The following is a 19,932-nucleotide window of genomic DNA, read 5'->3' as shown; positions in this document are numbered from 1 at the left end:
TTTTGGCTATTTTTATAAATCTAATTTTCAACGACAAAAAATGGCTATAACTCGATTTAAAGCACTTGAATTAGCTCAAATGCGCGCAGGTACTCCTGTTAAATTACCAACTGAAAAAGTAAGCGATTACTACGGCAGTATGACATTTAGTGATGAAGTCATGCGCTCTTTATTATCTCCAGAGGCTTATTTGAAAATCAATACAGCTATCCAAACAGGTTCAAAAATTGATCGTGATGCTGCAGACGAAGTAGCTGCCGCCATGAAATCATGGGCCATTTCAAAAGGAGCAACTCACTATACGCACTGGTTTCAACCACTTACAGGTACAACCGCAGAAAAGCATGATTCATTTTTTGATATCGACCTAAGTAATGGGAAGGCCGTTGAAAAATTTAAAGGATCTGCATTGGTCCAACAAGAACCAGATGCTTCATCTTTTCCTAATGGAGGAATTAGATCCACGTTCGAAGCACGTGGGTATACAGGCTGGGATCCTTCATCGCCTGCATTCATCATGGAAAATGCAGCAGGAACGGCCACATTGTGTATTCCTTCTGTTTTTGTATCCTACACAGGTGAAGCATTAGATTACAAAACTCCACTTTTAAAGTCGATTGAGTTAATTGACAAAGCATCAACAGCCGTTGTAAAAGAATTTTTTAGCCGAGATGTAAGTAAAGTCATTCCAACGCTTGGTGCAGAACAAGAATATTTTCTGGTAGATGAAGCATTATTTAATGCACGCCCAGATTTAGTTATGTCAGGTAGAACTGTTTTTGGTCACGCGCCAGCAAAAGGGCAGCAATTAGAAGATCATTATTTTGGCTCTATTCCTAATCGGGCCAATTCATTTATGGTTGACTTCGAAATTGAAGCGCTTAAATTAGGTATGCCAGTTCGTACGCGCCATAATGAAGTTGCACCAGCTCAATTCGAGGTGGCGCCAACTTTCGAAGAAGCCAATTTAGCATGCGATCATAATGCCTTGTTAATGGATCTAATGAATAAGGTTGCTTCAAAACACAAATTGAAGGTCTTATTTCATGAAAAACCGTTTGCAGGCATCAATGGCTCAGGAAAGCATAATAATTGGGCACTAGCAACAGACACTGGAGTGAATTTATTAGCTCCTTCATCCAAACCAAAAGAAAATTTACGTTTCCTTACCTTTTTTGTCAATACATTAAAGGCTGTGCACGATCGAGCAGATTTACTTCGTGCTTCTATTGCTTCAGCAGGTAATGAACATAGGCTCGGAGCGAATGAAGCGCCACCTGCAATTGTATCCGTATTTTTGGGATCTACCATGAGCCAAGTTTTGGATGACTTGGAAAACATGAGTGACATTGATGATATCACACTAGAAAAAGGAGATAATGTATACCTAAAGTTAGGTATCAATAAAATCCCATCGTTGATTCTAGATAACACGGATCGTAACAGAACGTCTCCTTTTGCCTTCACAGGTAACAAATTCGAATTTCGTGCGGTAGGTTCTTCTGCCAATTCAGCTGCACCGATGACCGTGCTAAATACCATCGTTGCTGATCAGTTAATTAAGTTCCGCAAAGAGGTTGAGGCAGTCCTAGAAAAAGGCGTAAAGAAAGAACTTGCGATCATGGAAGTACTTAAGCGCTATGTCAAAGAGTCGAAAAAGATTCGTTTTGAAGGAAACGGATATTCTGACGAATGGGTAGTTGAGGCAGAAAAACGTGGTCTATCTAACTTAAAGACTACACCAGAGGCTTTGGCAGTATACGCTCGTCCAGAATCCATTGAACTTTTCACTAAGCATGGAATCTACTCCAAAGAGGAAATGCACGCGCGCCATGAAATTGAGCTTGAAAACTATGTCAAGAAAATTCAAATCGAATCGCGTGTTATTGGAGATATGGCCATTAATCATATTGTGTCGACTTCATTAAAGTATCAAACACAATTAGTAGAAAATGTGAAAGGACAGAAGGAAATTGGCATTGACCCGCAGTATTATGCGCCAACTGTTGAAATGATTAAAAAAATCTCCGAATACACGTCATCTATCGTTAGACTACAAAGCGAAATGACTGAAGCACGCAAGGAGGCAAATAATGTAGAAGGTTTAGAGGAAAGAGCGACCATTTATGGTACCAAAGTAAAAGGTTACTTTGAGGAAATCCGTTACTCTGTTGACAAACTCGAACTTATCGTTGATGATGACGAGTGGCCTCTACCAAAATACCGTGAACTTTTATTAATTAAATAAATATGCCAAATACAACTAATCCAGGCTTTTCAATTGAGGAAATCCAAAATTTAAAAAGCCTGTGTGCGCAGGAAAATAGATCATTTGTTTACATAGATGATGAAAATTTACCCATTGGCAATGATAAAGAAATGGTCCACATTCAATTTGTGGGCCATTACGATAAGCAAGAAGTAATTTACGACGCTATTTTGTGTACGTTACAATTGCATTATTCTAGTGCTGTTTATGAAGCAGCAGAGAAAGAAGTCATGCAACATTTTCCACTATATGTACCCATTGAAAACAGAGATGAATCCTATGTTGAAAATGAAGCATTTGAAGAAGAAGTTGAAGTGATGATTCTGGAGATCATTGATGAGCTCGAGGAAAATGATGAAGTCAAAGTAAGTGAATACATTGAAATCGATGAAAATTTTGAATTTGGCGTAGGACTAGATGTCGCACTTTATGTACCCGCATTCGAAATTGACGTAATTGAAAAATTTATTACTGATTTCAATGGTGGCACGTTATCATTAGATCCATCTCGATTCTCATTCCGTTCAGAAGACCCTGAATTTTAATGAGTAAGTATATTTTTTACGCACCTAATCCGACCAGTGAGAATCGACTCAGCGAAGAAGAGTCTTTTCACGCTAGTCGGGTTTTGCGTTTAAAATCAGGAGATCAAATTAATTTACTGGATGGACAGGGTGGAAGATATGCCGCTTTACTTGATCAGGTAGATTCGAAAAAAACCACATTCACGCAATTATCCTTGTTAGAGAAGCAAGCGATCATACCATACCAAATTCACATCTATGTGGCACCTACAAAACAAATGGAGCGCATGGAATGGATGGTAGAAAAGTGCTGTGAATTTGGCATCCATGGAATCCATTTTTTCCATTCGCGTAATTCAGAACGTAAAGAAATCAAACTAAACAGGCTAGAAAAAATAGCTGTTTCGGCCTTAAAACAGTCAAAAAACCTATACTTACCAGAAATTTCGCCGATTAAACCCTTGTCAACTTACATGGATTCACTTGTTGAATCCGCATCGACACAACGGCTATTCGCTCATATTTCTGATCCACCTGTAGAAAACTTATCAAAACAGTTAATACAGAATAAGAGTTATCATGTTTTAATAGGTCCGGAAGGAGATTTTACGCCAACAGAATCAGCAGATTTATTACGCGCGAACTGGACTCCATGTAGTCTGGGTAAATCAATTTTGCGAACAGAAACAGCTTGCATTGCAGCAACCATGGGAATTCACATGGTGCACGAATAAGTACAAATCTGATAAAAATCAGAAAAGAAATTGCCTTTAAAAGGATTTAAAGGAAAAATGATGTTTAAATTTGCACTGTAAAAATTAAAATTCTTTATGCAATTAGTACTTCCCGCATTTATCATTCACTGGTACATTTCGTTATTTAGTCAGACCTTTTTCCTACATCGTTATTCAGCGCACAAAATGTTCTTAATGAACAAATTTTGGGAGAAATTCTTTTACTTCTTAACCTATCTTTCACAAGGTTCTTCTTTCTTAAGTCCACGTGCTTACGCTATTCTTCACCGCATGCACCACGCTTTTTCAGACACGAAAAAAGATCCGCATTCGCCCATGTTCTCAAGTAATGTTTTTACGATGATGTGGAAGACAAAAGATATTTATAATGCCGTATTAAATCGCAAACAAACAATCGAGGATCGTTTTGAGCACGATTACCCCGTGTCAAAAACAATTGAAAAAATTGGAGACTCTTGGTTGTCACGTATCGGATGGGGCGTAGCTTATGCTTCACTGTATATTGTAGGGTTTGTATATTTCGATATGCATTGGGCATTTTTCTTTTTGTTACCCGTACATTTTTTAATGGGTCCAGTACATGGAGCAATTGTAAACTGGTCTGGACATAAATACGGATATCAAAATTATGATAACCATGATCACTCGAAAAATTCGCTTGTATTTGATGTCATTATGATGGGAGAGTTATTTCAAAATAACCACCATAAATTACCCAATCGAGTGAATTTCGCTACGAAATGGTTTGAATTCGATCCAACCTATCCCATGATCAAAATTTTAACTTGGCTTCGAATTATTCGTCCCAATGTAAAAGATCCAAATGCAAAGTTTTAACTAAGTAAAAAGGCCGTCACTAGACGGCCTTTTTTTATATTGTAAAATCTGCTTGAAACTTTTCTAGGTATTCTGCCACTCGTTTAAGAAATCCACCTCCCAAAGAACCATCCACAACGCGATGATCATACGAATGTGAAATAAACATTTTTTGACGTATTGCAATTTGATCTTCACCCGTTGGCCCAGTAATAACCGCAGGCTTCTTTTCAATAATACCAAAGGCCAATATTCCCACCTGTGGTTGTACAATAATTGGCGTACCCATCAAATTACCAAAACCACCTATATTGGATATGGTATAGGTGCCACCTTCTAAATCAGCCGGAGTCAATTTGTTTTTTCGTGCACGGGTCGATAAATCGTTTACCTTTTGCGTTAATTCAACTAAAGATAATTGATCGACATTGTGAATAACGGGAACGATTAAATTACCATTGGGCAAGGCAACTGCCATACCAATATTGATTTGCTGATGTTGAACAATATAATCGCCTTCTACAGAAATGTTAATTCCCGGGAAATCTTTTATTGCCTTAGCCGTAGCCATAAATAGGAGCGGAGTATAGGTAATCGGCTCCTTATAGGTATCCAAAAACTTCCCTTTTATCTGCTCACGCCACTGAACAATATTCGTCAAATCAGCTTCTAGAAATGAAGTTACGTGAGGTGAAATTCGCTTAGAATCAGACATACGCTCAGAAATCATTTTGCGCATTCGATCCATTTCGACCACCTCGTCACCTGGTAAACGCAAACCTGGACCTTGACTTAAGGTACCCGAAGCAATCATGCGCTTCGAATTCCGAACAGCGATGTAGTTCAACACATCTTTCTTCGTAACTCGGCCATCCATACCTGAACCACGTATTCCGCTTAATTCACGCTGAGAGACGCTTTCTTGTTGGCAAATCTGCTTAATCAACGGTGACACCCAAGGATTTGATTTTACCTCAGCACCATCAAAATTCCCTAAACTTAAATCTAGCAAAGCATTCAATTCTGGTTCTGGATGAAATACTTCTTCGCTTGAAAAGCCCTTTGATTCTACGACCAAATCTTCACTGGCGTCAATTAGACAAAAAGCTTTACCAATCGTGACAATTTGACCCTCAGGAACTAAAATTTGCTTCAAAATTCCAGCTATAGGAGATGGAACTTCCGTATCAATTTTATCTGTGGCAACTTCTAAAATGAATTCATCTGCTTCGACAAAATCACCAGGCTGTTTTAACCAAGTTAAAACAGTTGCCTCCATGATACTTTCGCCCATTTTAGGCATGATTATTTCTGTTAGCGCCATATCTATTCAGCCAAATCGTTTAGTAAAAATCTTCTCAATAAATTAATTGCGGTCAGAGACGTCAAATGTATATTCTGAACACGTGTTCCTCCTAAAGTTAATTTACGCGTAATAACACCTGTGGGATGAGCTAATGCAATCCAAATGGTTCCAACAGGTTTCTCCGGAGTGCCCCCAGCTGGACCCGCAATTCCAGATGTAGCTAATGAATATACACTGCCAGTCAAATCACGAACTCCGGTAGCCATGGCTCGAATACACGCTTCACTAACCGCACCATCATTACTCAATATTTGGGCAGAAACGCCTAATTGACTCATTTTTACATCATTTGCGTAGGCAAGTACCCCTCCTAAAAAATAGTCAGAACAACCTGCATGCTGCGTGAATTGAGACGCTAAATATCCTCCTGTACAACTTTCAGCGACTGAAAGAGTCGCATGTTTTGAAACCAATAATTTACCTACAACGTCCGCTAATTCATCCTTCTCATAACCAAACACATAGGATTTGATCAATGGCATAACCTGGGCAAATGCTTCAGAAATTTGCTGGTGTAGATTTTCAGCTGAATCTCCAAATCCTGTTAAGCGCAGTTTCACAATACCTAATGAAGGTAAATAGGCTAGCTTTAGGTGTGCAGGTAATTGCAATTCCCAGTCTTGAATTAAATCCGACAAATAAGACTCTCCAATCCCTACGGTCTTCACTACCTGATGTACAATAACGGGCAATTTAAAGTGATTAACCAAACGAGGTAAAACCTCCGTTTCCATAATCGACTTCATTTCAAAAGGAACTCCTGGCATCGAAACCCAGATTGTTTCCAATTCATCAAACCACATCGCAGGTGCTGTGCCTTGCTTATTAGGTATAAAAGTACATTTAGCGGGTAGCAATGCCTGATCACGATTTATATCGCTCAATTCCCGACCGCGCTTAGCAAAGAATTCAGTGACATCTTGCAAGGCCTGCGCATGATAAGCAAGCGTACAATCAAAAAAATCAGCCAGTATTTTTTTCGTTAAATCATCTTTTGTTGGCCCTAAACCACCCGTAATAAAAACCACATCCGCACGCTTTTGGGCTTCTTGCAATATCTGAACGATCTCATCTTTTTGATCCCCTACAGAAGATTTCCGCACGGTTTTGATGCCTAACTTATCAAGTTCAAGACTGATCCATTGGGTATTCGTGTCAAGAATTTGACCGTATAGAATCTCATCGCCAATGGTAATAATTTCTGCTCGAACCATTTAGTTTTCTTACTTTTGTACGAAAATACGATTTATTTGGTTTGGAATCACATCAAACAATCGAAAAACAAACGCCTGAAATGAAACATTCTGAAATCCATTTTGATATCAAACTTGACGAAAATAGTATCCCTGAACAAATCTCTTGGTCAGCCACAGATAACCCTAACGAAGGAATTGAGGAGACCAAAGCCATTTTAGTTGCCACATGGGATCCCTATCACAAAGGTACTCTAGCCTTACCTTTATGGACAAAGGATATGGAAATGCTTGACATGAAGCGCTTTTTCATTGAAATCATGGGAACTGTGGGTGATGCCGCTTTACAAGCAACGGGAGATACCGAGTTTGCATTTGAGGTAGAGCAGGTTTGTAAAAAGCTTTCTCAAAATTTGAAAAAAGAAATCACGGCTGCATCTAAGGGCCAATAATCTAAAAATATGCGTCTGCTCAAATCAATTTTCCTTTGTATCATTTTCGCCACGAACGTGCAGGCGCAAAAAGGAATAAACTTTATTAAATCGGCCAACTTACAAGCGGCGATCAATGCGGCTAAACAACAAAATAAGTTGCTATTTGTAGAGGCATATGAGCCCACTTGCCATGTGTGTAATTCATTTAAAGGGACATTTGCGCAGCCACAAGTAGGTGCATTGTATAATGCCAACTTTGTTAATTTTCAATTAGACGTACGCAAGCCTGAAAATTTAAAAGCATTACAACAGTTAAAAATCAACATTAACGCGACCCCTACATTTTTATTCTTTGATCCCAAAAGTATGAAATTGCTTCAAGCAAAAGCATTTGGCGAAAAGGAAAATACGATCATTAATGTGAACAGCATTGCCCAAAAAGCTTCTAATCCTGCTGAGCAAGCCACTAATTTCGCGAATAAATTCAAAGCCGGTGAACGCGGATTTGCCTTCTTACTAAACTACGCCCAAATAGCGCGTTTGACTGCAGATACGATGACCAATATCAAGATGGTCAACGAGCTGGTTAAAGTCATGCCGACCAACCAATATGTAAGTCAAAGTGCATTAAACATCATCCAAATGGTCATGATGAATAATAACAATGCGCTTTTTGATTATTACGTGAGTCACTTAACGCAATACAACCGGATAGCAGATCCCTCCTTGGTTAAAATGATTTATGAGAATATTTTTCAGATTGTCATGACCAGTTCTCAGGTCAATAAGCTATCAGCTGCTGAAATTGCAAAATTAAAAGATCAAATGGCGAAGACGGGAATCGATAAAGGTTCTATTGTGCGTCGAACCTGGATGGCTGAAAGTATTCTTTTATTCAAGCAAAAGAAGGCAATGGCGGCTATCAATGTCATCAACGAACTTATCGATGCACTACCAAGCGCACCTGGTCCGAAAGAATACCAATATTTATGTGATTTTGTCAAATCGAAAACGAAAGACAAAGCGGCTCTTAAATTTGCACAAACGAATTGGTGTAAATTTGGGCTACGTTAATTAGCGTAAAAACGCACGATAAAGCATAACAAGCACACAAAACAAAAACATAACGATCGATATCTTGTTGATCGTGTGCATCGTACGGATGTTAAAGTTTGTTGGCGCACCCGGTTTAGGCTTTTGAAAAACTCGAATGAAATAGGTGAATATTTCGCCAACTTTAAATTGTTCCTTTAATCTGCTCATAATTAATTCGTTATCTGTGGATCTCTCCAATTACCATCATCTTTAATTAACTGAATCAATTCATCCACCGCAGCATCTGCAGGAACTGATTTTTTCACTACTTCTTGGCCTCGATATAGGGCAATTTTATCTTTTCCAATACCTACATAGCCATAATCAGCATCTGCCATTTCGCCCGGACCATTTACAATACATCCCATGATACCAATTTTAATGCCTTTGAGATGATCTGTCACTTGGCGAATCTTAGCTGTCGTTTCTTGTAAATCAAACAAAGTTCGACCACATGAAGGACATGATATATATTCCGTTTTAGAGATACGCATGCGGCTGGCTTGCAAAACTCCAAAAGCCGTTGCATTTAATAATGCCTGCTTATCTAAAACATACGGCATGGAAAGCATAATACCATCTCCAAATCCATCGATAAATAATCCACCTGCGTCCGTAGGTGCAAATAATTGCAACTGATCCGCGTCCACATTGGAGTAAGCTAATTGAATAACAACTGGAATCTGAATATCATGCTGAATCAGTTCAAAAAAGAACCGACGAAGATCAGCCATTCGGTGCGCATTATCAGAATGTAAAATCAATACAACTCGCTCATTGGGCAATTGATTAATTAACTCGATATCGGAACAATCCATTGAAATGAAATTCATTTCTGGATGCTTAGGTAAGGCCGTATGATATTCCTCTAAACTAAATAGGGGAAAAACATGCATATCACCTTGCCATTGTGGGGCATTAACAATCTGCTTCAGCCCATTTGGCAACATAAAATCAATCGAGACATCCCCAGTGAAAATATAATCAGCCCCAAGATCATTCATAGCCCATTTGTCAGGTTCAGGCAGATAAAAGTGACCGATTGATTTTAAATCATCCATGCGAACCTCAGCCATTTGCGAGAAATCTGCCATGACCCTTGGAACTTGATGTCCACCGAAATTGCCAACTTCCCTCGTCGGCCGTCTATCATGCGCAAAAGGATTGATCGGGGAATCTAAACTTGGCATTTCAGCTTGAAATGGAGTAATTGGCGTACTAATGGAAGCACGTGACTGATAACGACGAGCAAGTTCCTGGGCAACTGGAATTTCAAATTCAGGATCCTCCGTTAATGAAACACGAATCGTATCACCTAATCCATCCTCTAATAAGGTACCAATCCCAACAGCCGATTTAATACGACCATCTTCTCCTTCACCAGCTTCTGTTACACCTAAATGCAATGGATAAGCCTTGAACTGACCATCAGCTAATTTCTTACTTAAGAGACGATATGCTTCCACCATGACTTGGGTGTTAGACGATTTCATCGAAAGTACAATGTTGTAATACTTTTCATCCTCACAAATACGCAAGAATTCCAAAGCAGATTCAACCATACCTAATGGTGTATCGCCGTACCGACTTAATATACGATCAGATAATGAACCATGATTCGTACCAATGCGCATCGCTGTGCCATATTCCTTACAAATATTGACCAGAGGCAAAAACTTATCGCGTATACGTTCTAATTCAGATTGATAGGACGCATCCGTATAATCAATCGTCTCAAATCGCTTTTTATCGGCATAATTGCCTGGATTAATCCGAACCTTTTCAACGATTCTTGCAGCCAATTCAGCCGCATTGGGGGTAAAGTGAATATCCGCAACAATAGGAGTGTTATACCCTCTAGCACGCAATCCCTTTCGAATATTTTCTAAATTTTGAGCTTCTTTGACAGAAGGAGCTGTGATACGAACTAATTCACAACCCGCATCAATCATCCGAATGGATTGTTCGATAGAACCTTGTGTATCCATCGTATCCACAGTTGTCATGGATTGGATTCGAATAGGAAAATCGGATCCTAAATATAAATCTCCAATCTGAACAGGTATGGTTTCTCTACGTTGATACGAAACAAGAGAACGTGCGTACTGATTGCCATCGGCAATTAAATGTGCATTAGGAGATTGAAATATTCGAGACATAAAACAAAATTACAAAGAAAAGCCCCAGCTATCAATGGAAAGATGGGGCGATTCTATATTATCTTTCTACTTACCAAGAACTCTTTTTATGACCAATTGTTGCATAATAAAGTATAAATAAGTAGCACGGAACCATAATCGCATAGGCTAATTGCGTATCACCTAGTGAGTCGGCAATCGATCCATACACCAAAGGAATCAAAGCTCCTCCTGAAATCATCATGATAATTAAGGCTGAACCAATCTTGGTAAACTTTCCTAAACCTTGAATGGCTAATGGCCACATAGCAGGCCACATAAGCGCATTCGCTAAACCTAATAATGCGATGCATAAAACAGATAAATATCCGTCTAATGCGACAGCGCCTACAGAGAAAACGATTCCTAAAATTGCCGAATAGTTTAATGCCTTCGATTGACTCAGGTATTTAGGAATGAAAAATATGCCTACGATGTAACCGGCCAACATACCATACAGGGTATAGCTAGTGAATGATTTAGCAATATCCATGCTGAAACCTTTAGAAACACCATAATTGATGATCGTATCCCCAGCCATGACCTCAACACCTACATACAAAAAGAAAGCAATAAGGCCCAAGACTAAATTAGGATATTCCCAAACGCTGGATTTCGTAGCACTCTTTTCTTCCTCCGTCTCTTCTGCTTCCACTTCTGGTAGCGTAGAAAAACGTACCCATAAAGCCAATGCAACTAAAATAGCCGTCATGATACCATAAGGCATAATAACCGTTTCAAGTTTAGCCGCACCTGCAGCAGATGATAAAAGCAATCCACCAAAAATAACTTGGCTTAAAATACCAGCTACTTTATTACAAATTCCCATAACAGAAATTCGCTGTGCCGCGCTCTCAGAAGGTCCCAAAATAGTCACATAAGGATTGGAAGCCGTCTGCAATAAGGCTAAGCCTGTTCCGATAACGAACAGTCCTAATAAAAATAAACTGTAATTCTCAGCTTTGGCAGCAGGTATAAACAATAAAGTTCCCGCAGCCATGGCTAATAAACCAAACGACATTCCATTTTTAAAGCCTGTTTTAGCCAATACCCAAGAGGAAGGGATTGCCATCACAAAATAGGAGATAAAGAAAGCAGAGGTAACTAATAAAGATTGAAAGTTATTCAGTTGGAACGCATCCTTAAAAAATGCAATAAGCACTGAGTTTACCCAGGTAACGAATCCGAATACAAAAAATAGTATTCCGATCATGATTAAAGGGCCATTAGATTGTTTAGTTTGTGTCATAGGTTTAGTATTGATCATTTAATGCAAAGATAGGTTTATTTGTTTTCCATTTTCCACGGGTAAAATCTGGTATTTGAATAGGAGCGGAGCCTTTTGCAATAGACTCCTCTGAAAGTGGTGAAATTGCCGACCACGCTGCTGCATCATATACGTCGATAGGTGGTGCCACTTTATTTTTAATGGATTCAATAAATGCGCGTAGAACAAAATAATCGATTCCGCCATGGCCCGCATTTTCAGCATCTGCTGCATGTGATTTCCAAAGTGGGTGATCGTATTTGTCTTGATATGGCTTAAAATCCTCCCAACGATGTTGTTTGGGAGAAACTCCCTCGAGGTAAATAGACTTATTATCTTCTGTCCAAATTCCTTTTGTTCCCTGTACGCGGAATCCCAATGAGTATGGGCGTGGTAAATTGGTATCGTGCGTAATTAAAATAGTTTCACCATTATGACACTTAATCATCGTTTGAACGACATCACCGCATTTGAAATTAACTTTTGCATTGGGATGATCTTTACCACCTTTCTCTTCGATATATTGATGTAAACCCATCGCAGGTGAAGCCATAGAGGTTAAATAGGCAAATTGATTTCCGCGATTAATGTTTAACATTTCAGCTACTGGCCCTAAACCATGGGTAGGATAGAGGTCTCCGTTTCGATCCACGGAATGTTGGGTCCGCCACTTGGCCTCAGAAAAACCTTTGGCACCAAATTCTACTCCACCTCCATATGCTTGCTTTCCATCATTGAATTTGACTTCACGCAGATCATGCTGGTAGCCGCATTGTACATGAGCAAGCGAGCCAAACATCCCTTGACGCACCATGTTAAGTGCTGCCATGACATCACGACGGTAACACACGTTCTCTAAAATCATGCAATGAGAACCTGTTTTCTCATACATGTTAACCAAATCCCAAGATTCCTGTAGAGTTACTGTGGCAGAAACTTCTACACCTGCATATTTTCCTTGCTTCATCACCTCTAGCGCCATAGGCACATGCCATTCCCACGGAGTAGCAATCACAACGCCATCGATATCTGAACGTTTGGCTAAATTTTCAAAATCATGATCGCCTTTTTGATAAACAACAGCAGGCTTTCGACCTTTAGCCGTAATCATTTTCTGCGCTTGTTGAATTGCATTGGGGTCTACATCGCAAATGGCAACAATTTCAACATCATCCCGATACAATGCCATTTCTAGGTGATTCCGGCCTCGAAGTCCGACGCCGATGAAACCTAATCGTACTTTTTCTAGTTGTATAGTCTGTGAGTGAGCTAAATGAGGCAAAAAAGCCGCGCCTGATGAATAAACGAGCGATTTAGCGATAAAATTCCTTCGCTTCATAGATTTGTTTAATAGGTTTTAGATGTTGGAATTGAAATTTAATCAAATTACTCTTGTAAATTTATACTTAAATTAAAAAAATGAACGACGCTCCTAAAGTAAGTATCTTCCGCAAAGAACATTTCAATGCTGCACATCGGTTACATAATGCTGGTTGGAGTGACGAGAAAAACAAGGAAATTTTTGGTTTATGTAATAATCCCAACTACCATGGGCATAATTATGAATTAATTATTCAGGTTACCGGAACAATTAATCCAGAAACAGGTTATGTCATCGATACAAAAGTTTTGTCGGACTTAGTACAACGCGAAGTGTGTAAGAAATTTGACCACCGCAACCTTAATTTAGATGTACCCGAGTTCGCCCAATTAAATCCTACAGCTGAAAATATCGCTATTGTGATTTATGGAAAACTTAGACCGCATATTGACACGACCTTAGATTTAAAAATTAAATTATATGAAACAGAAAGAAATTTCGTTGAATTCCCTGCTAATTGATACAGACCATTTCTTGTTGACAGACGAAGAAATTGGTGACAATCATGTAGCCACCTCGATCGAAACACCGATGAGGGAGGATGCTTTTGTTCTTTCTGATGCAGAAAAAATTGAAAAAGTAGCTGCTCACTTTCGTGAGATCATGCTAACATTAGGTTTAGACCTAACAGATGATTCACTTCGTGGAACACCGAAGCGTGTCGCCAAAATGTACATTGAAGAAATTTTCAGTGGTTTAAATCCGGCTAACGAGCCTAAGATTGCGCTATTTGAAAACAAATTTGGTTACAATGAAATGCTTATCGAGAAGAACATCAGTTTTTACTCGAATTGTGAGCATCATTTTGTTCCGATCATGGGCAAGACACACATTGCATACATCTCATCTGGACAAGTGATTGGTTTATCTAAGTTAAATCGCATCGTTCAGTATTTTGCAAAACGTCCTCAAGTACAGGAGCGCTTAACCATGCAAATCGCTAAATACCTTCAAAAGGTATTGAAAACGGAACATGTGGCTGTTTACATTGACGCTAAACATTTGTGCGTTTCTTCTAGAGGCGTTAAAGATGATGCTACATCCACCATTACATCATATTACGGTGGTAAATTTCAAGAAGATAATACCAAGCGAGAATTTTTAGACTCACTTCACAACTAAGTAATTTGGGAACTTATATCATTGTAGGCGCCAGTCATGGTATTGGCGCCGCTACGGCCGTTAAACTTTTACAAGCAGGACATCGCGTGATTAACATAGCGCGTTCAGCAGCAGAAAATTGCGAGAATCATGTTTGGGATGCAGCTACAGATGCAGCATTGCCAACCATCGATGGACCGATTGAGGGCATTGTATATAATCCTGGTAGTATAGTTTTAAAGCCTTTTCACCGACTAAGCCAAGCGGACTTCCAGTCGGACTTTCAAATCAATGTACTAGGCGCTGTAAAAGTCATTCAAACGTATCTTCCTAATCTAAAACAAAACGGATCAGGCTCGATCGTTCTTTTTAGCACCGTAGCTGTTCAAACGGGTATGGGATTTCATGCCTCAATTGCTAGTTCTAAAGGTGCGATTGAAGGTCTTACGCGATCGCTTGCCGCAGAATTATCAGCCTTACAAATACGTGTAAATGCCATTGCACCTTCATTAACAAATACACCACTGGCTGCGGCTTTGCTTAATTCTCCAGAAAAAATTGAGGCAAGTGGTAAACGTCATCCCTTAGGACGTGTAGGCGAATCCAAGGACATAGCAAATTTGACGTATTTCTTATTGGATCCAGAGAATTCGTGGATTACAGGTCAAATAATGGGCGTAGACGGAGGAATGGGCAAATTAAAACCAGCCTAAAGCGCGTAAAAGTGCTTTTGGTTTAATGCCATGTTGGTGGCGTTCCAATCGATTTTCTTGGTAAAATGAGCTTTGCGTATTGGACAGTCGTCTATTGCACAGTGTGAACAACAATCATCCAAACACGGATCTACGTGTACAAATATCTCAATTTCGGTGGGTAAGACTTCACTAATTTTGACTTCAAAGTCATGAATTTCATCATGCACACGGTTTAAATCCCAGTAACGTGGCAAGGTTAAATGGCAATCAATGTGTAAATCACCGCCATATTGCTGAATACGTAAATTGTGTAGGTCAATCCAAACAACCCGCCTGTGCTGCGTAATCCATTCAATTACTTTATTAAACACCGTAGGATTAGTTTCATCCATCAAAGCTGCTACTGCTTCTCGAATTAAACGAATACCTTGCCAGCACATCATCGCGGCGAATAACAAAGAAGCTAACGCATCCACCCAAAGCCATTGAGTTAAATACGTGACTGCCAAGGCAAAAACGATAAAAAAACCATTATAAGCATCTAATTTCAAATGTTTCCCATCAGCTACTAATGCCGGGGAGTGTGAATTTTTCCCTACTTGAACGAGGTAAAAACCCATGATGCCATTTAGCAAAGCGGAACCCAACGAAACATACATACTGAAATCTAAACGCTGTAAACTCGGCGTTGCAATTAAATGCTGAGACGCATGTAAGAAAATATAGGCCGCCGCAAGCAAAATCAAAACGCCCTCTAATCCCGAAGCGAAAAATTCAATTTTCCCATGACCATAGGGATGGTTTAAATCGCGAGGTAAAGAAGCCAAATAGATTGAATAATAGGCAAATGCCGCTGCAACAACATTAATGATGGACTCTAACGCATCCGTCAATATGGCTGTGGAACCACTTAGGTAATAGGCATAAAACTTTGCCGACATGATCAGCAAACTCAAGAAAAAGGAAAAAATAATTAGCCTTTGTTTCATGCGCGTAAATTGTCAACAAAGATAGTATTTTTGTTGGATGGAACAGGAATCAAACCCGTGGAAAACACTCCGTGAAGAAATACGATACGAAAACGATTGGATTCGTATCGAACATCATGATGTCATTAAACCCAACGGAGAACCCGGAATCTACGGCAAAGTCCATTTCAAAAATACAGCGATCGCTGTACTGCCTATCGACAGTGAAGGGAACACCTATTTAGTTGGCCAATACCGCTACACCATCCATGCCTATTCATGGGAATTGCCAGAGGGCGGTTGTCTAAATGAATTACCTCTTAAAGCAGCCAAACGCGAACTAAAAGAAGAAACAGGCCTAATTGCAGAAAAATGGACGTTTTTGGGGGAGCAGTACCTCTCAAATTCGGTTACGGATGAAAAATCGATGATGTATTTGGCAGAAAATTTATCCATAAAAGATTCTGAGCCCGAATCTACCGAGATACTACAAATCAAAAAAATCCCCGTTCAAGAGGCCATTCAAATGGCATTAAACGGGGAAATAAAAGATGTATTATCAGCAGCGACCTTAATGACTTACGCGTTAAAGTTCCCAGGTTTGCATCTCACGTAACTCATCATAATCAGTCAAATCATATTTGATAGGTACAATACTCACGTAATTGGCTGCTAGAGCATCCAAATCCGTATTATTCCCTTTGTCGAAATGCTCTATATCACCATCCATCCAATAGTAAGGCTGGCCGTATGGATCCTTGCGCTCTGCAAAACGCTCCCGATACACCGCATCTGCTTGTTTAACCACTTTGATTCCTTTGGGTGCCTCTGCCGACTTCTCCGGAAAATTAACATTTAATGTCAATCCTTTCGGTAGTCCATGCGTTAATACTTGTTGGCTTATTTTAATGATAAAATCATGACAATGACTGAAATCAGCATCCGCACGAAAATCACATAAGGAGAATCCAATGGCAGGAATTCCTTCCATGGCAGCTTCGATAGCGGCAGACATTGTACCTGAATATAAAACAGAAATCGAGGCGTTTGAACCATGGTTGATACCAGAAACAACCAAATCAATATTTCGATCCTTTAAAATCAAATGTTTTCCAATCTTGACGCAATCGGCTGGAGTTCCAGAACATTTATAGGATTTGACCTGAGGACCAAAATCAAACGTTTCTGTCACGCGTAGGGGAGTTCCCATGGTAATGGCATGTCCCATGCCAGATTGATGCGTGTCTGGTGCAATTACAACTACTTCACCCATTTCAGCCATAATCTCGGTTAAAACACGAATTCCTTTGGAAGAAATAGAATCATCATTGGCAATTAAAATAAGTGGCTTCATAGATTGTATATTTGTGCGCAATTTACAAATTTGCGCGCATTAAATTAGTCTATGCAATTCCGAAAAGCAGTCATTTCTGATATACCAGTCATCCAACAAATCGCTGAAAAAGCATGGCGTCCTACATACAGCCATATTTTATCCGAGGACCAAACGATTTATATGTTGGATATGATGTATGGAACGGAAGTTTTGATGAAGCAAATCAATTCACAAATAGCGTTTTATTTGGCCGTAGATGAAGATCTGGTGATTGGTTATTTCGCGATGGAAATTACGGAACCCAGTAAAATGAAATTGCACAAAATCTATCTTGATCCAGACCAAAAATCAAAAGGCGTAGGAAGTCAAATCATTGCGTTCATTAAAGAATTCGGATTCAAAGCAGGAGTGAAGCACATTGAATTAAATGTAAATAAATTCAATTCAGCTGTTCAATTTTACGAAAAAATGGGCTTCTTCCGAGCAAAAGAAATGGTCCTAGATATAGGTAATGGCTATGTTATGGACGATTATGTGATGCAATTGAATCTAGAGTCAGCTCAATAAGTTTTTGGATCTGACCTTCGGGGTCTTGTGAAAATTCATGCGTTTGGCGATTCGCTAAAATGGCATTAAGCGATATCATTTCATGACCCAAAGATGCTGCAAAGGCATAATATGCCGCTGTTTCCATTTCAATATTAGTGATCAAATGCCCATCAAATGCATGTGTCGCAATATCCTGCAAGAAATTGGGCAACATGGAATTCATTCGAACAGTTCTTCCTTGAGGCGCATAAAACCCAGGAGCTGTTAACGTAAATCCGTGCAACGGTATCATCTGAAATTGATCTACCAATTTTGAACTAGCCTGAGCGCCATATACAGGCAATGGATAATGAATCAACTCACACCAATCCCGCAATAGATCACTTGAAAGCATTTTATCAGATTCAAATCCATAAAACTGCGCCAAATTATCAAATCCAATGGCTGCCTCCGAAACTAAAAATGTATCTATAGGTATATCAGATTGTATACTCCCAGAAGTACCTATACGAATCAGATTCAAGGATTTTTTAACTGATTTTTCCAGACGTGTCTCAAAATCGATATTGACCAACGCATCCAATTCATTCAACACGATTTCCACGTTATCCGCACCAATACCACTGGATATTACACCCAAGCGCCGACCGCCTAGTTCCCCAAAATGGCTTACAAATTCACGTTTATGAATTTGGGTATCGATTCGATCGAAATATTGGGAAACTTTGGGAACCCGTTCAGGATCACCCACTAAGATCAATTGGTCAGGCAATTGATCCGGTCGAATCGCTAAATGATACGAACTACCGTCCGGATTAATGATTAAGTCAGTTGGTGAGAAATAGGTCATCCGCGAAATTATTGATAATTTCCGAAATCATTTCATTTATATGGTCAGCAACAAAGCAGAAATACATGCCGTAATTCTCCAACATTTAGAGGAACGCATGGAGCAAGGAAGAAAAGATTATTTGTTGGCCAAAGAATCCCGCGATTCCGATACAAAAAGTAGTGCCGGGGATAAATTTGAAACGGGTAGAGAAATGATGCAACGGGAAATGGATAAGATAAGTGCGAGTTTGGATATGCTAAAAGGCCAACTAGCCCAAATGAAGCGCATTGATATACACGAAAATCCAACGCGCGTGGGCCTAGGCAGTTTCATCGAAACGGATGCTGAAAACTATTATTTATCTGTGGGATTAGGCAAATTAAGCTGCTCAGGGACCCCATTTTATGCGATTTCAGCAGATTCACCCTTAGGTGAATTACTTGTTGGAAAACAAACCAATGAAATCATTGAATTAAGAGGAAGAAAAATAACTATAAAATCAATCTTATGAAAAATGCGCATTATCTGTATTTGCTTTTATCCATCGTAGGTGGTGGAATTACAGCCTATTTTGTCTTTGTAGGTATACAAGAAAATGGAGGAAACTTTGATGTCATTGCATTCTGCAAAAGTACCTGGACCATGGATCCTTATGCTAAAAGTTTGAGTTGTGATTTTTGGACGGGAGCCATCACGGGAACCTTTTTTATGTTGGTTGAAGGAATCCGCATCAAAATCAAATACCTTTACCTATACTTAGCAGCAACGGTATTGATAGGCTTCGCTTTTGCCTTTCCCTTATTTTTGTTTGTCAGACATCGTCAATTAGCCTAAATACATGGAAGAATATATTAATACATTTCCTGAAGCCACTCAGAAAATTTTACGTGAAGTGCGGGATGCCATTCGATCGGTTGTTCCAGAAGGAACGGAAGAGATTATGGCGTATGGAATGCCAACGTTCAAATACAAGAAAAATCTAGTTCACTTTGCCGCTTGGAATAATCATTTGGGATTCTACCCAACGCCTAAACCTTTGGTTGTTTTTCAGGAGCGATTGAATGCATTTGAAGGTTCGAAAGGAGCTGTAAAGTTTCCGTATCATTTACCGATGCCACTCGAATTGATCAAAGACATCACGCGTTTCCGCGTGGAAGAAGTCGATAAATAAAAA

General features: G+C 39.4%; 23 protein-coding genes. 14 read left to right on the top strand and 9 right to left on the bottom strand.

The window, feature by feature from the left end; genetic code table 11:
- Window positions 1-40: 40 nt before the first annotated feature.
- From U0R10_RS03470 to U0R10_RS03455, 4 genes are all read left to right on the top strand, one after another.
- Complete coding sequence (locus U0R10_RS03470) at window positions 41-2,248, top strand: glutamine synthetase III family protein (RefSeq protein WP_377982505.1); 2,208 nt, start codon at window positions 41-43, stop codon at window positions 2,246-2,248.
- Window positions 2,249-2,250: 2 nt separating this feature from the next.
- Entirely contained in the window at window positions 2,251-2,814 is a 564-nt protein-coding gene (locus tag U0R10_RS03465; protein ID WP_377982503.1) for a hypothetical protein, read from the top strand.
- Window positions 2,814-3,527, top strand: coding sequence for an RsmE family RNA methyltransferase (locus U0R10_RS03460; protein ID WP_377982501.1), 714 nt, complete (start codon window positions 2,814-2,816; stop codon window positions 3,525-3,527). The genes U0R10_RS03465 and U0R10_RS03460 overlap by 1 nt, the downstream gene beginning before the upstream one ends.
- Window positions 3,528-3,623: 96 nt before the next feature.
- Window positions 3,624-4,385 (top strand): acyl-CoA desaturase, encoded by a 762-nt coding sequence (locus U0R10_RS03455; RefSeq protein WP_377982500.1) that lies wholly within the window; start codon window positions 3,624-3,626, stop codon window positions 4,383-4,385.
- A gap of 34 nt (window positions 4,386-4,419) precedes the next feature.
- Here U0R10_RS03455 and U0R10_RS03450 read toward each other — a convergent pair whose 3' ends face one another.
- Window positions 4,420-5,688: a dihydrolipoamide acetyltransferase family protein gene (locus U0R10_RS03450; protein WP_377982498.1), complete on the bottom strand. Its 1,269-nt coding sequence runs from the start codon at window positions 5,686-5,688 to the stop codon at window positions 4,420-4,422.
- A gap of 2 nt (window positions 5,689-5,690) precedes the next feature.
- A complete protein-coding gene (locus U0R10_RS03445; RefSeq protein ID WP_377982496.1) occupies window positions 5,691-6,944 on the bottom strand; it encodes a competence/damage-inducible protein A in 1,254 nt (417 codons plus the stop codon).
- An 80-nt stretch (window positions 6,945-7,024) separates the two neighbouring features.
- On the opposite strand from U0R10_RS03445, the gene gldC reads away from it, so the two are divergent.
- Window positions 7,025-7,375 (top strand): gliding motility protein GldC, encoded by a 351-nt coding sequence (gene gldC, locus U0R10_RS03440; RefSeq protein ID WP_377982494.1) that lies wholly within the window; start codon window positions 7,025-7,027, stop codon window positions 7,373-7,375.
- A 9-nt stretch (window positions 7,376-7,384) separates the two neighbouring features.
- Window positions 7,385-8,431: a thioredoxin family protein gene (locus tag U0R10_RS03435; RefSeq protein WP_377982492.1), complete on the top strand. Its 1,047-nt coding sequence runs from the start codon at window positions 7,385-7,387 to the stop codon at window positions 8,429-8,431.
- Here U0R10_RS03435 and U0R10_RS03430 read toward each other — a convergent pair whose 3' ends face one another.
- The 4 genes from U0R10_RS03430 to U0R10_RS03415 form a co-directional block, all read right to left on the bottom strand.
- Complete coding sequence (locus U0R10_RS03430) at window positions 8,432-8,620, bottom strand: DUF6728 family protein (RefSeq protein WP_377982490.1); 189 nt, start codon at window positions 8,618-8,620, stop codon at window positions 8,432-8,434.
- A 2-nt stretch (window positions 8,621-8,622) separates the two neighbouring features.
- Window positions 8,623-10,611: a (E)-4-hydroxy-3-methylbut-2-enyl-diphosphate synthase gene (ispG, locus tag U0R10_RS03425; RefSeq protein WP_377982489.1), complete on the bottom strand. Its 1,989-nt coding sequence runs from the start codon at window positions 10,609-10,611 to the stop codon at window positions 8,623-8,625.
- 70 nt (window positions 10,612-10,681) lie between these two features.
- Entirely contained in the window at window positions 10,682-11,878 is a 1,197-nt protein-coding gene (locus tag U0R10_RS03420) for a sugar MFS transporter (RefSeq protein WP_377982487.1), read from the bottom strand.
- Between the two features lie 4 nt (window positions 11,879-11,882).
- The gene (locus U0R10_RS03415; RefSeq protein ID WP_377982485.1) at window positions 11,883-13,235 is read right to left on the bottom strand and encodes a Gfo/Idh/MocA family protein; all 1,353 of its coding nucleotides are present in this window, start codon (window positions 13,233-13,235) and stop codon (window positions 11,883-11,885) included.
- 80 nt (window positions 13,236-13,315) lie between these two features.
- Between U0R10_RS03415 and U0R10_RS03410 the strand changes: the two genes are divergently transcribed.
- The 3 genes from U0R10_RS03410 to U0R10_RS03400 are packed head-to-tail and all read left to right on the top strand — an operon-like array spanning window position 13,316 to window position 15,091.
- Complete coding sequence (locus tag U0R10_RS03410; RefSeq protein WP_377982483.1) at window positions 13,316-13,738, top strand: 6-pyruvoyl trahydropterin synthase family protein; 423 nt, start codon at window positions 13,316-13,318, stop codon at window positions 13,736-13,738.
- Complete coding sequence (gene folE / locus U0R10_RS03405) at window positions 13,698-14,399, top strand: GTP cyclohydrolase I FolE (RefSeq protein WP_377982481.1); 702 nt, start codon at window positions 13,698-13,700, stop codon at window positions 14,397-14,399. Before U0R10_RS03410 ends, folE begins: the two co-directional genes overlap by 41 nt.
- Window positions 14,400-14,404: 5 nt before the next feature.
- Window positions 14,405-15,091 carry an SDR family NAD(P)-dependent oxidoreductase gene (locus U0R10_RS03400; protein WP_377982480.1) on the top strand — a complete coding sequence of 229 codons (687 nt, stop codon included), beginning with the start codon at window positions 14,405-14,407 and terminating at the stop codon, window positions 15,089-15,091.
- Here U0R10_RS03400 and U0R10_RS03395 read toward each other — a convergent pair.
- Window positions 15,088-16,062 (bottom strand): cation diffusion facilitator family transporter, encoded by a 975-nt coding sequence (locus U0R10_RS03395; protein ID WP_377982478.1) that lies wholly within the window; start codon window positions 16,060-16,062, stop codon window positions 15,088-15,090. The two genes, U0R10_RS03400 and U0R10_RS03395, sit on opposite strands and share 4 nt — an antisense overlap.
- A gap of 37 nt (window positions 16,063-16,099) precedes the next feature.
- Here U0R10_RS03395 and U0R10_RS03390 point away from each other — a divergent pair, with 37 nt between their 5' ends.
- The gene (locus tag U0R10_RS03390) at window positions 16,100-16,657 is read left to right on the top strand and encodes an NUDIX domain-containing protein (RefSeq protein ID WP_377982477.1); all 558 of its coding nucleotides are present in this window, start codon (window positions 16,100-16,102) and stop codon (window positions 16,655-16,657) included.
- On the opposite strand, the gene surE is transcribed toward U0R10_RS03390, so the two are convergent.
- Window positions 16,628-17,395 (bottom strand): 5'/3'-nucleotidase SurE, encoded by a 768-nt coding sequence (surE, locus tag U0R10_RS03385; protein WP_377982475.1) that lies wholly within the window; start codon window positions 17,393-17,395, stop codon window positions 16,628-16,630. The genes U0R10_RS03390 and surE overlap by 30 nt on opposite strands.
- 51 nt (window positions 17,396-17,446) lie before the next feature.
- Here surE and U0R10_RS03380 point away from each other — a divergent pair, with 51 nt between their 5' ends.
- The gene (locus U0R10_RS03380; protein ID WP_377982473.1) at window positions 17,447-17,944 is read left to right on the top strand and encodes a GNAT family N-acetyltransferase; all 498 of its coding nucleotides are present in this window, start codon (window positions 17,447-17,449) and stop codon (window positions 17,942-17,944) included.
- On the opposite strand, the gene U0R10_RS03375 is transcribed toward U0R10_RS03380, so the two are convergent.
- The gene (locus U0R10_RS03375; RefSeq protein WP_377982471.1) at window positions 17,898-18,776 is read right to left on the bottom strand and encodes a nucleoside phosphorylase; all 879 of its coding nucleotides are present in this window, start codon (window positions 18,774-18,776) and stop codon (window positions 17,898-17,900) included. The two genes, U0R10_RS03380 and U0R10_RS03375, sit on opposite strands and share 47 nt — an antisense overlap.
- Before the next feature lie 40 nt (window positions 18,777-18,816).
- Between U0R10_RS03375 and U0R10_RS03370 the strand changes: the two genes are divergently transcribed.
- The 3 genes from U0R10_RS03370 to U0R10_RS03360 are packed head-to-tail and all read left to right on the top strand — an operon-like array spanning window position 18,817 to window position 19,929.
- The gene (locus U0R10_RS03370) at window positions 18,817-19,269 is read left to right on the top strand and encodes a hypothetical protein (protein ID WP_377982469.1); all 453 of its coding nucleotides are present in this window, start codon (window positions 18,817-18,819) and stop codon (window positions 19,267-19,269) included.
- Entirely contained in the window at window positions 19,266-19,592 is a 327-nt protein-coding gene (locus tag U0R10_RS03365) for a DUF2834 domain-containing protein (protein WP_377982468.1), read from the top strand. Before U0R10_RS03370 ends, U0R10_RS03365 begins: the two co-directional genes overlap by 4 nt.
- Before the next feature lie 4 nt (window positions 19,593-19,596).
- Window positions 19,597-19,929 carry an iron chaperone gene (locus U0R10_RS03360; RefSeq protein WP_377982466.1) on the top strand — a complete coding sequence of 111 codons (333 nt, stop codon included), beginning with the start codon at window positions 19,597-19,599 and terminating at the stop codon, window positions 19,927-19,929.
- Window positions 19,930-19,932 lie beyond the last annotated feature (3 nt).

The sequence above is a fragment of the Aquirufa avitistagni genome (assembly GCF_042715545.1).
Lineage (GTDB): Bacteria > Bacteroidota > Bacteroidia > Cytophagales > Spirosomataceae > Aquirufa > Aquirufa avitistagni.
The sequence above is the reverse complement of the archived record's forward strand: the minus strand, read 5'-3'. Positions and strand labels throughout refer to the sequence as shown.

What these genes read in the sequence shown, in the direction of transcription:
- U0R10_RS03470 (WP_377982505.1), top strand. Translation starts at nt 41, where the DNA reads ATGGCTATAACTCGATTTAAAGCACTTGAATTAGCTCAAATGCGCGCA.
- U0R10_RS03465 (WP_377982503.1), top strand. Translation starts at nt 2,251, where the DNA reads ATGCCAAATACAACTAATCCAGGCTTTTCAATTGAGGAAATCCAAAAT.
- U0R10_RS03460 (WP_377982501.1), top strand. Translation starts at nt 2,814, where the DNA reads ATGAGTAAGTATATTTTTTACGCACCTAATCCGACCAGTGAGAATCGA.
- U0R10_RS03455 (WP_377982500.1), top strand. Translation starts at nt 3,624, where the DNA reads ATGCAATTAGTACTTCCCGCATTTATCATTCACTGGTACATTTCGTTA.
- U0R10_RS03450 (WP_377982498.1), bottom strand. Translation starts at nt 5,688, where the DNA reads ATGGCGCTAACAGAAATAATCATGCCTAAAATGGGCGAAAGTATCATG.
- U0R10_RS03445 (WP_377982496.1), bottom strand. Translation starts at nt 6,944, where the DNA reads ATGGTTCGAGCAGAAATTATTACCATTGGCGATGAGATTCTATACGGT.
- gldC (WP_377982494.1), top strand. Translation starts at nt 7,025, where the DNA reads ATGAAACATTCTGAAATCCATTTTGATATCAAACTTGACGAAAATAGT.
- U0R10_RS03435 (WP_377982492.1), top strand. Translation starts at nt 7,385, where the DNA reads ATGCGTCTGCTCAAATCAATTTTCCTTTGTATCATTTTCGCCACGAAC.
- U0R10_RS03430 (WP_377982490.1), bottom strand. Translation starts at nt 8,620, where the DNA reads ATGAGCAGATTAAAGGAACAATTTAAAGTTGGCGAAATATTCACCTAT.
- ispG (WP_377982489.1), bottom strand. Translation starts at nt 10,611, where the DNA reads ATGTCTCGAATATTTCAATCTCCTAATGCACATTTAATTGCCGATGGC.
- U0R10_RS03420 (WP_377982487.1), bottom strand. Translation starts at nt 11,878, where the DNA reads ATGACACAAACTAAACAATCTAATGGCCCTTTAATCATGATCGGAATA.
- U0R10_RS03415 (WP_377982485.1), bottom strand. Translation starts at nt 13,235, where the DNA reads ATGAAGCGAAGGAATTTTATCGCTAAATCGCTCGTTTATTCATCAGGC.
- U0R10_RS03410 (WP_377982483.1), top strand. Translation starts at nt 13,316, where the DNA reads ATGAACGACGCTCCTAAAGTAAGTATCTTCCGCAAAGAACATTTCAAT.
- folE (WP_377982481.1), top strand. Translation starts at nt 13,698, where the DNA reads ATGAAACAGAAAGAAATTTCGTTGAATTCCCTGCTAATTGATACAGAC.
- U0R10_RS03395 (WP_377982478.1), bottom strand. Translation starts at nt 16,062, where the DNA reads ATGAAACAAAGGCTAATTATTTTTTCCTTTTTCTTGAGTTTGCTGATC.
- U0R10_RS03390 (WP_377982477.1), top strand. Translation starts at nt 16,100, where the DNA reads ATGGAACAGGAATCAAACCCGTGGAAAACACTCCGTGAAGAAATACGA.
- surE (WP_377982475.1), bottom strand. Translation starts at nt 17,395, where the DNA reads ATGAAGCCACTTATTTTAATTGCCAATGATGATTCTATTTCTTCCAAA.
- U0R10_RS03380 (WP_377982473.1), top strand. Translation starts at nt 17,447, where the DNA reads ATGCAATTCCGAAAAGCAGTCATTTCTGATATACCAGTCATCCAACAA.
- U0R10_RS03375 (WP_377982471.1), bottom strand. Translation starts at nt 18,776, where the DNA reads ATGACCTATTTCTCACCAACTGACTTAATCATTAATCCGGACGGTAGT.
- U0R10_RS03370 (WP_377982469.1), top strand. Translation starts at nt 18,817, where the DNA reads ATGGTCAGCAACAAAGCAGAAATACATGCCGTAATTCTCCAACATTTA.
- U0R10_RS03365 (WP_377982468.1), top strand. Translation starts at nt 19,266, where the DNA reads ATGAAAAATGCGCATTATCTGTATTTGCTTTTATCCATCGTAGGTGGT.
- U0R10_RS03360 (WP_377982466.1), top strand. Translation starts at nt 19,597, where the DNA reads ATGGAAGAATATATTAATACATTTCCTGAAGCCACTCAGAAAATTTTA.